Origin of the sequence: Parvularcula mediterranea (assembly GCF_013085255.1) — a bacterium.
GTDB lineage: Bacteria > Pseudomonadota > Alphaproteobacteria > Caulobacterales > Parvularculaceae > Parvularcula > Parvularcula mediterranea.
Map to the genome: position 1 here is coordinate 107,604 of NZ_JABFCX010000001.1, position 13,167 is coordinate 120,770.

The window sequence follows — 13,167 nt, forward strand, 5'->3', positions numbered from 1 at the left end:
TCGACAGTTGGAGCGGCAAGCAGTCAAAGAAGCATCTACGCTCCGCGGGAGTCTCCGCTACAGACTGGGTAGCGTGCTGATAGAGACCCTGGCGCGCCCACGTCGCTGGCTTACCCTTCCACAGGAGCTCCTTGCCATCGGTAGGCTGATAGCCGCCCGAAGATTCGAAGAAGCGATTTACGTTGGGCTTCCCATCGATCCCGGCAGCGGATCTGCCCACCCGCAAACCCCGATCTCTATCACTCGAAAAGCCGCGAGAATTGCCGAGGCCGGTAAGGTCCCGCCCACCGATGGCATGGCCACGGATCAGCAACGAAGGCTCGAAGACGCAGCACGTCTAGCAATAGCGAAATCCCGCGATCTGCCGGAGGCGCGACGGCAACAATCTGTTGGAATGCGGCCCGCATTGGTCGTCGATACCCACATCGGTGTCGTCCGCTCAGGCTATACCAGGCGAACTCAGGCCCTTCGGCAGGCGCTTGGAGACCTTGGTACAACGACTGCTGAGATCAGTCGTGATGGTGTTCTGGACAGAGAAGTACTGAGGATCGACGGGAGCATCGCGGAATGCCGTGACGTGACCTCTTCCAACAATTTATCCGCGTTCACCGCAAATCTTGCTGATGAGATCGAGCAGGCGGCGATCGAGATGCAGGCTAGCCTTCTCCACGCAGCTTCGAATCACGCCCTGGGCTTTGCCACCCTTTCCGCCGCGAGAAGGTTAGGAATACCCTTCGTCTACGAACTAAGGGGGTTATGGCATGAAACACGAGCCGCCCTCAGGCCTTCCTACCGCGGCACGCTTGGCTTCACTGCCCAGGAGAACGCCGAGCTCGAAGTGGCTGCGGCGGCAGATGCAGTTCTCGCCAACGGAGACGGCCTCGCCGCGTGGCTTTCCGAGAGGAACTGCGACCCGGACCAGGTATCCATTGTCCATAACGGCATCGATCCTACCCTGTTCGAGGACCTTGAGAATGCGCAGGCCGTCCGACAGAAGTTCGCCCTCGGTCCTGAGCCTATTGTTGCGTTCGCGGGAAGCCTCACGGCGTACGAGGGCCTCGAAGACGTCGTTCGTGCGATGGCGAAATTGCAGTCAAAGTCACAGCTGGTCTTGGCCGGAGATGGGCCTGCCGGGGACGCTGCTGAACGGTTGGCTCGCGAGAGCGGCGTCAAACTCCACCGCACAGGGATGCTTCCTCAAGCTGAAGCCTTCGCCATCCTGGCCGCCGCGGACATCGTTCCGATAATTCGTCCGGACACCCCGCTTACACGGTATGTAGCACCGTTGAAGCCTGTCGAGGCGATGGCAGCCGGTGCCGCGCTGATCGTCTCCGATCTCCCGGCTCTCTCTTCGCACACAGACGAAGGCCGCGGCGTGACCGTCCCCCCCTCTGATTCGGAAGCGCTAGCACAGGCGATGGATGTCCTGCTTTCGGACAAAGACAGGCGTCTGCGCATCGCTCAGCGCGGTCAGGCGTGGGCACACGAGCATCGAACGTGGAAGCAATCGGCTCTCACTATTCAATCCGTCTACGATACCATCTTGTAGCGAGGCCAAACGTCAAGCCTTTACGATCTTGTCGCCATACTCGTCCGCATACGTGTGAAGCGCATTCCTGGTATCCACGACCAGCGGCACGGCGGAGAGCAGCGGCTTGTAGTCGATCCCATCATGGTCTGTAGCAATCAGAGCGACATCAAATTGCTTCAGTTTGTCCTCCGTCCACGAAGCGCTCTCCATTCCAGCGATCTCCGCATGCTTTCGGGTCAGCGGAACGACCGGAATGAACGGGTCATAGTAAGTCACATCAGCGCCGCGCTCGATGAGCAGATCGATCAGCTCCAATGATGGGCTCTCCCGCGTATCATCGACGTTCTTTTTGTAAGCAAGGCCGATCACAAGCACCTTCGACGAGCGGATCGCTTTTGCGAGATGATCATTCATGGCACGCCCGAGCCGTTCGATGACGTGCTCCGGCATCCGCGTATTGATCTCACCGGCGAGCTCGATGAACCTTGTCGAATGTCCGAATTCCCGTGCTTTCCAGGTCAGGTAGAATGGATCGATTGGAATGCAGTGGCCGCCAAGCCCGGGGCCTGGATAGAACGGCATGAAGCCGAAGGGCTTCGTCTTAGCCGCGTCAATGACTTCCCAAACATCGATCCCCATATCCTGAAACACGACCTTGAGTTCGTTCACCAGCGCGATGTTCACGGAACGGAAGATATTCTCGGTGAGCTTCACGGCCTCCGCGGTGGCCGCTGAGCTGACCGGCACCACCTCGGAGATGATGCCCGAGTAAAGCGCCACCGCCATCTTGCGCTCAGCTTCCGAAGGCGCACCAACCACTTTCGGGATGGTCGTCGTCTCAAAATGCTGGTTGCCTGGGTCCTCACGCTCAGGAGAGTAGGCCATCGCGAAATCAACGCCAGCCTTGAGACCGCTCCGCTCCAGAATGGGGGCCATGACCTCCTCGGTCGTCCCGGGGTAGGTCGTGCTTTCCAGAACCACGAGCTGACCGGGGCGAAGATGCTCGGCAATCGTCTCACAGGTGCGCGTCACGAAGCTAAGATCCGGCTCCCGATAGAGATTCAACGGGGTCGGTACACAGATTAAGACAGCGTCGACCTCAGAAAGGCGCGCAAAATCCGTCGTAGCTTCCATGAACCCGGTGTCACGGATCGCCTCCATACGCTCAGCACCGATATGCTTGAAGTAAGGACGCCCTTCGCGGATCGCGTCGCACTTCGCCTCATCCACATCAAAACCCAGCACACGATGTCCGTTGCGAACAAAACCCTCCGACAACGGAAGACCAACATATCCAAGACCGATCACGCCGACAGTCAGATCTTTGGCTTCCGCCCGGGTGACAAAATCATCCGCAATGCGCTCTAGGGACATTCTAAACTCACGGTAGTTTGGGCGCCAAAAGCGCGTTGAATCTTCTGTCGCCATTGCAGCGCAACCACGCGTTTGTCCACCCGCGAGCACTTTGCTCTTCAACAAACTTGCCCACCAGAGCGACGCTGGGCTGAATCAGAGGTCAGGCCCCTATCCTCCTGATACGATAAAGCTTTAGATACCTCGCACGCCGACAGACTCAGCCCAGAAGCAGTCCTTCATAAGTGCATTCTCTGGGTCCGCGTCTCCCTGTTAGAAGAAGCCGATTCCCTGCAACCGAGCCAGTGAGCTCGATGGGTTTGACCACACCTCCTCTGCGGTATTGGCCTCGAAGTTCCGCGGCATCTCCGCGAACGGTGAGGGTCCATTGGTCAAAATTACCCTCGTCCTGCGCCACAGCACCGCTTTCATACTCACCGACGTTTTCAGGACCGAGAACCGTTGGTTGGTTGTAAGTCACAGCAGGCGACGTCGGTGACAAAGCTGGGCAGATCATTTCGCCGTCAACGACAACCATCTGCTGATCCGACATGGCGCTGTAGTCGACCAGCGTGTTCTGTGAATTCGCAACGAGGTCGAAAGGGCCCACAAGCCTACTCTGCCATTCCTCACTCGCGACGAGCCTGGTCAGAAAGTGGGCCGACCCTGCGGGTGAGAGGTGATGAGTATCACGGTGCGTCAGGTATCCTTCGCTGGTTACGAATGAGCATACGCGTCCCGCGCACTGGGCATCGTGGACAGGAAGATAGCGGGCGATCAGTTGCCTAAGCTCCTCGTTGTAAGCCAGTTCCTTTTCCACGGCCTGAAGCCGAGGCTGGCAGACTTCAGAGAGTTGCTCATCGCTCAGGATGAAGGACGGAACTGATCGACAGCGCCCAAGCTCCGCTTCTGGGCGAATGAAGTCCTCAAGGAAAAACGGCTTCAAGCCGGAAGCTGCGAGCTGATCCAGGATGGGTTCGGTCAACTCTGCCATTGACCGAGGGGTCAACCTCTTCGCATTGGTCACAAGGACAGGATTACCGCGCGGCGCCTCATTTTCAGCCCACTGAATGAACGCACGATTACGCTCTACGCAAGCTTCTGACTTGTCCGCACGTGAATACTCCCAGACAAAATCGCTCAAGCCGCTTTGGGGCATGCACCCCGTCAGATATGCGACGGCAATGTTGGCCCTAGGAAAGGCCGTACTCAGACCAGCGACAAGATGGCGAGCGTGACTATCGCCCCACACGATGAGCGTTTGTTCAGCTTGCCGATCGACTTGGCAAGTGAAAAGCTCCTGCGGGAAACCTTCGATTGCAGCACCACAGAACGAGGACTCATACTGACGGAGAACCTCGTCAGAAAGGACCAGCCGGCTTGTCGGAATCCGAGAGATCTGTGAGGTCCCAAAAGCCATCACCACTACCAAGAGGACAGCGGCAGGCAGGGTGGCCCGTTGAAGAAAAGCCTGCCGATCAACCACCGGCCCGGTCAGGAACCCCGCATAGCGGAAAGGCTTCTCGACAGACAGATACAGGCCGTATCCGCAAACGATCGCTGCTCCGGCCAGCATCGCCTGCTCAATCGAGGACAGCTCCGGGCCCGTGGCCAATTTCCAAAAGACAACCAGGGGCCAATGTACAAGGTACACGGAGTAGCTGATCCTGCCGATAAATCTCAAAGCGGACGATGAGAGTATTCCGGCGACTGGGTTGGCAACGCTTCCGCCGACAATGAGGGCCGCGGTCCCCAACGCAGGCACCAGCGCATTTGCATACGGAAAAATAGTATCGGCATCGAACAGCACCGAAGCCCCGAAAATGACGCCCAGGCCAATCAACGAGATAACCGAGGCTGCATAACGGCCAAGACGAATGATGGAGCCGGTTCCCGCCGCAGCGATGAACCCGCCTATTGCGAATTCAAACACCCGAAAGGGAAAGAGATAGAAAGCAGACGCTTCGGCATCGCGAGCTTGAGAAAGCCAACCGGTGGCTGGCGTTATCGAGACGATCCAGTCCGTCTCGAAAAAGACCCAATTCAGGGCGAAGGAGAGTAATGCAAACGACGCGATAGCAGCCAGCGGTTTTCTTATCCACCTGAGAGACAGAACAACCATCAGTGGCCAGAAAAGGTAGAACTGCTCCTCAACACCAAGAGACCAGGTGTGCAGCAAAGGCTTAGTGAGCGCACCAGTGTCGAAATAGTCGACATTAATCCAGAAGAATACATTCGACACGCTCAAAACGGCCGATATCGCAGAACCAACTAGCTCGCTATAGGCGTCCTGAGAGAGGAGCAAAAAGCCCCCAAGCAGTGTTAAAAACGTTGCGGCGACCACAGCCGGGGTGAGGCGCCGAAGGCGCCGCCAATAGAAAGTGCGAAAATCTACCCTGCCGGTTTCACGGTGTTCACTGATCAGCAGGCGGGTAATCAGAAACCCGCTGATGACGAAGAAGACGTCGACACCGACGAACCCACCCTTGAGCAATGCAAGGTCTACGTGTGCGGCCACGACGAGGAGAACGGCGATCGCACGAAGCCCGTCAATATCTGCTCGATACTCTTTCATTTCACTCGCTCTCATGAGTGGATGTCGTCAAGCAAGACCGAAGCGGGGCCTGGCTATTTCTGTTCCGGCTCCTGTCGATGCCCGACCACCGCATCCATATCTACCGTCTCCGCCCATGTCACTCTCCGAGCAACGAAGTTTGCCGAGAGTGAGGCGGCCTCGAAAGGTTGATGGCCGAGCTTGAATTAGTCTAACCGCCTTCGGAAACCGAAGGGAAAAGCTCCTTCGCAAAGGAACTTGTCATGCCCACCCCGAACCCTCGATTCCGGAACGTCTTCGTTCTCTGCACTGGACGCAGCGGTTCCATGACCTTCGCCAGGGCATGTGAGCAGATTCAAAACTGGACGGTAGGTCACGAGACGAGATCACGGCAACTTGGCGTCGAGCGGCTGAACTATCCTGAGCATCATATTGAAGTCGACAATCGGCTTGCCTGGTTCCTGGGGCGCCTCGAAAAGAGTTACGGCGATGATGCTCTTTACGTTCATCTGACGAGGGCTCGGGAACTGGTGGCTCTCAGCTACGACGAACGCTGGGCCAACCTCGGGAATATTCCCTACACGTACGCTCAGGGTATTCTCATGCGCGGGATCTTGGGGAGCGACACGCCGACACTAGAAATCTGCCGGGACTACGTCGACACCGTCACCTCAAACATCACGGCTTTCCTCGCACGTCGCCCGAACACCATCACGCTCGACATCGGGGAGCCAAAAGGAGCCTTCGCAGACTTCTGGGGGCAGATCGGAGCGGACGGGGATCTTGACGCCGCGTTGGCGACCTTCGACCAACGGCATAATTCGAGCGCTGATGATGCCTCAACTCCCGACGAAGACGGGGAGAGCGAATCTTACGGTCAAACAGACTCGGAGCGTGTACGGAAGCTTTTTGAAAATCGTATCCTGAGGCAAGCTGATTCATTGCGCGATAGCTTGCGCGACGCAAACGCAGAGCTAGGTTCGGCAGTCGATCAGATTGAACGCTTGAACGGCTCTGTGGACGATCTCCGAACTGATCGTCAGCAACTCCTTGAAAAAGTCAAAGAGCGAAATGAAAAAATCCGAGCGCGTGATGAAGAGCTCAAGCAACTCCGCGGCGAGTTAAAAACGTCGCTGGCTGAGGGCGAAAGCAGGCGCATCGAATTGGAACGACGTCTCGAAGAGGAATCTGTAAGGCTCATTTCCGATCATGAAGCAGCCGTTGAATCTGCAAGAAGCGAGCTGGAATCGCGCCTCGAGCAGACTGTGGAGGAATACTCCGCTCAACTTGATGCTCATCAGGAGGCCCTGAAGGAGTATCAGGAATCAGAAGCTCAGCGAGAAGCAACGCGTGCAGAGGAAAAGGCGGATTGGACCGCGAAGCTTCAGAAGGCGGAGCTGACTATCCAACGACAGGCCCAAGCGATTGCGTCCGTGCGAAAAGACCTCATTCTGCAGGATGAAGACAGCCGCTCGTTGGCGCAAACTCTCAAAAGCGCCAATAAGTCAATCCGACAACTGAGGGAGAGCCAAGCCAGCCTCAACGCAGAGCTCCTAGAGATGAGGGCGAATTCCTACATCCAGCAGCGGACACTCGGCTTCCGGCTTGGTCGCGCCATAGCTGCTAACAGCTCAGTGACCCGTCTTCCTGTGCTTCCCTTCGCTTTAATCCGTGCACTGCAGGAATATCGCAAGGGGAAGCCGAAGCTTAAAGCTGCATTGGCAGCGCAGAGTGCCAACGACGCGAACGCCGCCGCCCACGGAACCTCGAGGAAAGGAAAGGCAAAGAAGCTCGAGCGAAGCGCCATCTTGTTCGAGGCGCGAAACATGATCGCAGATCAGGGGATCGACGCGGCGATCGAGTTCGCGGAAACTCATGCCAGCCCAATTCAGGTCCCGGCAATCAATCTGTTGCGAGCGACAAAATATCGTCACGATACAGAACAATGGGCATCATCCGTAAACGCATATCTTAGAAGCCGCGCAGCGTCAGACATCACCGTGTTGGACGGCGAGACGAGCCTTTTCTCGCGGATCCGCAGCCTGCACTCGCCAACGCCTGTTCACGACGGCCCTCTGGTTTCGGTCATTATGCCGGCCTTCAAGGCCGAGAAAACTATCGAGCATGCAGCGCGTTCAATTCTTAATCAGAGCTGGCGAAATCTGGAGCTGATCATCATCGATGATTGCAGCCCTGACGCAACTTGGGCGGCCATCGAGCGCCTAAAGGCGGAAGACCCCAGGGTCGTTGGCTTGCGAAATGAGCGCAACGTAGGGCCGTACGTATCTAAGAACATCGGCCTGACCCTCGCGCAAGGCGAGTTTGTCACTGGACAAGATGCTGACGACTGGTCGTTTCCGGAGCGGCTCGCAGACCAGATGGAATTCCTTCTCGCTGGCAACGATGCGACGGCGGTCCTGTCCTACATGATCAGGGTACTGGCAGACGGAAGCTTCGATCACCTTGGCAAGTATGGGTCATTCTCGAGGGACGGCGCCATGAGGATCGCCTCAATCTCATGCCTTCTGCCCAAAGCCCTGCTGCGAGATCGGCTCGGCTTCTGGGACAGCGTTCGCTTCGGTGCAGACAGCGAGATGATCACGCGCGTGGAGATGGTTCTAGGTCGCCAATTGGTGCGCCTACCAACGATCAGCATGATCTGCCTTGATGAGCCGACCAGCCTCACCAACCATGCTGACCACGGAGTGAGTAAGGTCACTGGCGTGTCAAACGTAAGACAGGATTATCGCAACAACTACACGGATTGGCACAAGGGACTGCCGACGAGCAGGCCGTTCATGCCATTTCCGCAAGAAGTGCGCCCATTCCCTGCACCTGATGCCATGCGGGTGACAAGAGATGACGTTGAGGTTAACTTGGAGGTTGCGTCAGACCTCCAAGATGGAGAACTGACAGCTAGGGGCTAGTCTTTGAACGCTGCGGACTCGCGACATCTGCCAGCGATCGCGCCCGGACACCCATGAGCCTATCCAGCGATGATCCCAAATCGAGAGCGCACGCGCCCCTGCGCTTGGCACGAGCTCCGAGGTCTTTAGCGAGAAATCCCGCGGCGAGCAGGACGAGCGTCCCTGGCTTGGCGACTGCCTCGACTTCTGCCGCAAGACCATCGAAGCTTTGAGGGAGGCTATCTGTCGAACCCACCGCAGATCTGACTCGGACGTGGGGCGGTATCAAAAGCGTGGACAGCTTCGTTGCAACAGGCCCCAGCGCCATTCTAATCTTTTCGTCTGTATAGGGCGAAACGACAACTACAGACTCTGCAGCGGATGCCACCTCAAGCATCTCTGACCGGCCGAGCAAGTGATTGAAGCGTTCATCCGTAAACGTTGCTTCATCGAGTGCGCCGCTTCGAGCCAGAGACAGTATGAACCCCATGACGCGCGCGAGGCCGCGCCCAGAGTGTCGATCAAAAACAGGGAAAGAGGGGGATCCATCGCGACAGAGCCTATATATATTCGGCACGCCGATGATATCAGCATCTAGAATAGAGCTTTGGAAACGGTGGATGAATGTGTCCCGTTGCGATTGATCAAGGGGTAGTCCCCACCAAGACATTTCTCTGTGGAGAAGGTCGGCTTCCAAATAGTTATCAATGCGTTTGTCGCTGCTCACGAAGGCGGGGTGTCCATCTAGCGGAGGGCAGCCGTATCCCTCGCCGTCCCCGAGTCGAAGCGCGAGAAAGGGAATGCTAGCACGGGCGGCCTCCTTCAGACGATCAATCAGTAGGACTGCTTGATCCTTATCCGTCCGCACAAGGAACTGTGTGTCAAACCCGGCATCGCAGAGGTCACGCCAGGCTTCCGCGAGTTGGAGCTGGTCGCGACTAGTGACGTGTTGGATGAAGCGCTCGTAGGGCGCCAGAGCGCTTGGGGGCTCACCTTTTGCAATTCTTGCCGCATGTGCCGTCTCCGTAACGCGGATGGCAAAGGTCTGGGAATGATCCTCGACAGCATCATCCGTAAAGCGATGAATAGCGTCCAGACATGTATCAGGACCTTCCTCGCGAAGAATGGCACCGCAATAGGCAGCTGCTATAGTCGCTGACGCAGCGCTATTGATCGCCCCCAGCGCGGGGAATTGCTCGAGGACTGACCGGGCCTTCTCCAACGAGTGCCACCTCAAAGCGCCATCGAGAGCTAAGGTCGCCATCTCCAACTGGCGCAGGTCAGCCAAGGGGCCCCGCATTTCGTTTGCGACATCGATTGCATCGTCGAGGTGATCGTCTTGAGGCTTCAGATGTGCGTTGAGACGAACTCGGTACTCCCGAGCCAGCACGGCATCGATCGCTTCGACCTCTGAAATCCATTCATGCAGCCCTGCACGATTCTCCCGCGCCCAAAGCGACCGCATTAGTTCCGCCGCACCGGGGCCGATCGGGAGCCCGTTTTTGGACAGCGCCTTCAGCCAGGCGAGCGCTGCGGCATGATAACCTCTCCGAATGAGATGGTGAGCCAACAGATATCCAGGCTCTCGAAAGAGGCGCTTCAATTTTGAAATCACTTAGTTCTTCTACCTACTCGAAGCTCTGTCTGTCCTTGCTCCCGTTGATCGGGAGTGGCACTGCGTTCCTATGACTGACCAATCCTCGACAAAGCGCATCATTCTTGTTGCAGGGGCCAGGCCCAACGTCATGAAGATCGCACCGCTTTACCGCGCCCTCCAGCAGACTTCGTGGTGCGACCCTGAAATCGTCTTCATCGAACAACACTACTCGCGCAACATGGGGAAAGACCTGTTTGCTCAGCTCGGGGTCGAGTCGACAGGCACCGTGATTGAGCTTCCGGACGGCGATTTCGGAACACGCTTCGGCGCGATGGTCGAAGGCTTTTTCCGCTACGCATCCACCGCAAGCCCAAGCTTGATATTGGTCCCGGGTGATGTTGATACTTCGCTTGCCGCGGCAATCGCGACAAAGCGTCTCCAAGTTCCCCTCGCCCACCTCGAGGCCGGATTGCGCAGCTTTGACCGGAGTATGCCAGAAGAGATCAACCGCCTCGCCATTGATTCAATTTCTGACCTTCTGCTGGCAACGTGCGAGGACAGCCTTCGCCACCTCGAAGCGGAGGGCGCTCCAGCGGAGCAGGTCGAGTTTGTTGGGAACATCATGATCGACAGCCTTGTCGCCACACTCGACAACGACATACAAAAAGGGATCCGGAAATCCTTAGCCATTCACGACGAATTCGCCCTCGTGACAATCCACAGGCCATCGAACACTGAAGATGATATTCGCTTGAATATGATCTGTGATGCGCTTGAGAAATTGGCGAAAAGGATGACAGTTCTATTTCCACTTCATCCAAGAACTGCGCAGGCGCTCAATCGAATCGGGAGGCTGGACGCACTCAAAGCGTCAGGCATTCGGCTTACAGAAAATCAGCCCTACGACGATTTCATCAACCTCATGTCGCTAGCCAGGCTTGTGATCACCGACTCGGGTGGCTTGCAAGAGGAGACATCCTACCTGAACATACCGTGTTTGACGGTGAGGGAGAACACAGAGCGACCGTGCACCATTTCCCACGGGACGAACCGGCTCGCAACACCGCAAACGCTCTCTGAACTTATCCAAGCGACACTCCAGCAGCCAAACGCGGTGAAGAGCGATCTACCGCTTTGGGATGGGCAAACTTCAGAACGTTGCGTTGATGCGTTGGGGCGATTTCTGAAGGTGACGATTTGATAGCCCTTTTTCGCAGTTTCATTGAGTCTGCGCTGGCTTCTCCGATATCAGCTTGGCAGCCTGGCGGCGGAGTTGGAAGAAGCTCGGAGCACGCCGTATCATTCTCTATGCGGACGAAAGGATCTTGATCATGGGCAGCGCCTCAGACCGACTCCCAAGAAAAGACCGCTCGGATATCCAACGGATGATTGCAGATATCGTCGATGGGGCTGGAAAACTGGAGATTTGGGGTACATTCGCCTGGGACGAGATTCAGAACCGTTATCGACGGTCTGTCTTTGGCCTGGCTTGGATCGGCCTTTCGTTCATACTCTTCGTAGCTGCGATCTCCATCTTCTTCGGAGCTTTCGCAGAGTTAGACTCAGGTGCATTCGTTAGTTACGTTGCCATCGGTTTTGCAGCTTACCAGTTTTTGATCGCAAATGTGGTTGATGGCTGCCACGTCTTTGCGCGAGCTGCTGGATGGGTCAAAAGCTCGAACCTTCCTTATTCAGTGTACGTATACAAAGGCGTCAGCAGGGCGCTTTTTCCTTTTTTTATCCACCTCTTCATCGCTTTGCTGATTCTGCCGTTTTTCGGATGGCGGCCAAATGGCAACGCGCTGTTTGCCATCCCTGCTCTTCTGCTCTTTACGCTGACGGCTGTACCGCTTCAGTTCCTTCTTGGCCTTCTGGCAGCGCGGTGGCGAGATGTCGGACACCTCGTACAAGCCATCTCGCGAATCTTCTTTTTTACATCGCCCGTGCTGTGGGTGTACGCTGAGACGACTGGCATCCGCCGAGATCTCGCGGACTTTAATCCGATGACTCATTTCATTGCGATCCTGCGCGACCCTCTGCTGGGAGTTAGCCCGTCAGCTTACCATTGGGGTTTAAGCCTAAGCTGGTTGGTCTGCATTTCGATCGTCGCGGTGCTGGTCGGCGGCGCCATGCGTCGTCGCTTACCGTTCTGGGTTTAGACTGTGCCGAGCATATCCCTCGAAGATGTCAGCCTGACTTATCCGTTGGCTCAACGAAGCGCAGGGGGGAGCTCGCCTGATGGTGGAACCGCAGATGCCCGTCTCGTCCGGGACAGGCTAGGTCGGCTGAAAGGTGTGGCGGCACTCTCCGACGTCAGTCTTGCTCTGAAGAGCGGTGATAGACTGGGCATCGTTGGCAACAACGGATCGGGGAAGACAACCCTTCTCCGGGTCATTGCAGGCCTGATCCCTCCAGATCGCGGGTCCGTTCGCTCTGAAGGCAGGATCAACAACCTCATCAACCTCAATCTCGGGGTGCAATCGCAGGCTACCGGACATCAGAATATCACGCTCAAGGGTCTCGCATGCGGCGCGAGCCGAAAACAGATCGAAGAGAAACGCGACGAGATTGCTGCATTCTCAGAACTTGAAGGCTTTTTAGATCTTCCTGTGGAGACCTACTCAGCAGGAATGCGTATGCGGCTGAGTTTTGCGATCGCCACGGCCTTCGACCCTGACATTCTTGCCCTCGACGAATGGCTGGGTACTGGCGATCAAACGTTCCGGAAGAAGACGACTAAACGCATGCGGAGCTTCGTCGACAGCGCATCAATCCTGGTTCTCGCATCGCACTCACCCGAACTGATCCGGCAGAACTGCAACAAGGCTCTTTGGCTCGAAAAAGGACGCATCCGTATGCTGAGCGACCCAGATGCAGTTCTCAACGCATATGCCGACGAAGACGACCCTCTGCGCTGAGATATCCCTCAGCTATTCCGAAAACCCGTAGAGGCTTCCCCGGCTTTTCGCGAGCGCGTCGAGGTCCTTCAGCTCACTGAGGAAGCGTTCAAGATGATGGAGGCGGATCATGTTCGGTCCGTCCGATGGGGCGTTGTCGGGGTCGGGATGCGTCTCTGCGAAGACGCCCGCCACGCCGACAGCGACGGCCGCCCGTGCAAGGGTTGGGACCATCTCGCGCTGGCCGCCTGAGCTTCCGCCCTGCCCGCCTGGTTGCTGGGCTGAGTGGGTCGCATCGAAGATCACGGGCGCGCCCGTCTCCTCGGCCA

The 13,167-nt window shown here is 56.8% G+C and carries 8 protein-coding genes and 1 pseudogene; 5 read left to right on the top strand and 4 right to left on the bottom strand.

Annotation, left to right across the window (positions count from 1 at the left end):
- Positions 1 to 73 precede the first annotated feature (73 nt).
- Complete coding sequence (locus tag HK107_RS00455; protein ID WP_173195724.1) at positions 74 to 1,549, top strand: glycosyltransferase; 1,476 nt, start codon at positions 74 to 76, stop codon at positions 1,547 to 1,549.
- Positions 1,550 to 1,561: 12 nt separating this feature from the next.
- Here HK107_RS00455 and HK107_RS00460 read toward each other — a convergent pair whose 3' ends face one another.
- Both HK107_RS00460 and HK107_RS00465 read right to left on the bottom strand, forming a co-directional pair.
- Entirely contained in the window at positions 1,562 to 2,905 is a 1,344-nt protein-coding gene (locus HK107_RS00460; protein ID WP_173195726.1) for a nucleotide sugar dehydrogenase, read from the bottom strand.
- 199 nt (positions 2,906 to 3,104) lie between these two features.
- Positions 3,105 to 5,459, bottom strand: a complete 2,355-nt coding sequence (locus tag HK107_RS00465) for an acyltransferase family protein (RefSeq protein WP_173195728.1) — start codon at positions 5,457 to 5,459, stop codon at positions 3,105 to 3,107.
- Between the two features lie 305 nt (positions 5,460 to 5,764).
- Between HK107_RS00465 and HK107_RS00470 the strand changes: the two genes are divergently transcribed.
- Positions 5,765 to 8,365, top strand: a complete 2,601-nt coding sequence (locus HK107_RS00470) for a glycosyltransferase family 2 protein (RefSeq protein WP_173195730.1) — start codon at positions 5,765 to 5,767, stop codon at positions 8,363 to 8,365.
- Here HK107_RS00470 and HK107_RS00475 read toward each other — a convergent pair.
- Positions 8,355 to 9,959, bottom strand: a complete 1,605-nt coding sequence (locus tag HK107_RS00475; protein ID WP_173195732.1) for a hypothetical protein — start codon at positions 9,957 to 9,959, stop codon at positions 8,355 to 8,357. The genes HK107_RS00470 and HK107_RS00475 overlap by 11 nt on opposite strands.
- A 70-nt stretch (positions 9,960 to 10,029) precedes the next feature.
- On the opposite strand from HK107_RS00475, the gene wecB reads away from it, so the two are divergent.
- The 3 genes from wecB (at position 10,030) to HK107_RS00490 (ending at position 12,859) form a co-directional block, all read left to right on the top strand.
- Positions 10,030 to 11,142, top strand: a complete 1,113-nt coding sequence (gene wecB / locus HK107_RS00480) for a non-hydrolyzing UDP-N-acetylglucosamine 2-epimerase (protein WP_173195734.1) — start codon at positions 10,030 to 10,032, stop codon at positions 11,140 to 11,142.
- 130 nt (positions 11,143 to 11,272) lie between these two features.
- Entirely contained in the window at positions 11,273 to 12,100 is an 828-nt protein-coding gene (locus tag HK107_RS00485) for an ABC transporter permease (protein WP_173195736.1), read from the top strand.
- A 3-nt stretch (positions 12,101 to 12,103) separates the two neighbouring features.
- On the top strand, positions 12,104 to 12,859 hold the full coding sequence (locus HK107_RS00490) for an ABC transporter ATP-binding protein (RefSeq protein ID WP_173195738.1): 756 nt from the start codon (positions 12,104 to 12,106) through the stop codon (positions 12,857 to 12,859).
- A gap of 12 nt (positions 12,860 to 12,871) precedes the next feature.
- Here HK107_RS00490 and HK107_RS00495 read toward each other — a convergent pair.
- A pseudogene (locus tag HK107_RS00495) lies at positions 12,872 to 13,167 on the bottom strand (3-deoxy-8-phosphooctulonate synthase); the annotation flags it as partial.

Excerpts from the sequence above, each read along its gene's own strand:
- HK107_RS00460 (WP_173195726.1), bottom strand. The coding sequence starts at position 2,905 with ATGTCCCTAGAGCGCATTGCGGATGATTTTGTCACCCGGGCGGAAGCC.
- HK107_RS00465 (WP_173195728.1), bottom strand. The coding sequence starts at position 5,459 with ATGAAAGAGTATCGAGCAGATATTGACGGGCTTCGTGCGATCGCCGTT.
- HK107_RS00470 (WP_173195730.1), top strand. The coding sequence starts at position 5,765 with ATGACCTTCGCCAGGGCATGTGAGCAGATTCAAAACTGGACGGTAGGT.
- wecB (WP_173195734.1), top strand. The coding sequence starts at position 10,030 with ATGACTGACCAATCCTCGACAAAGCGCATCATTCTTGTTGCAGGGGCC.
- HK107_RS00485 (WP_173195736.1), top strand. The coding sequence starts at position 11,273 with ATGGGCAGCGCCTCAGACCGACTCCCAAGAAAAGACCGCTCGGATATC.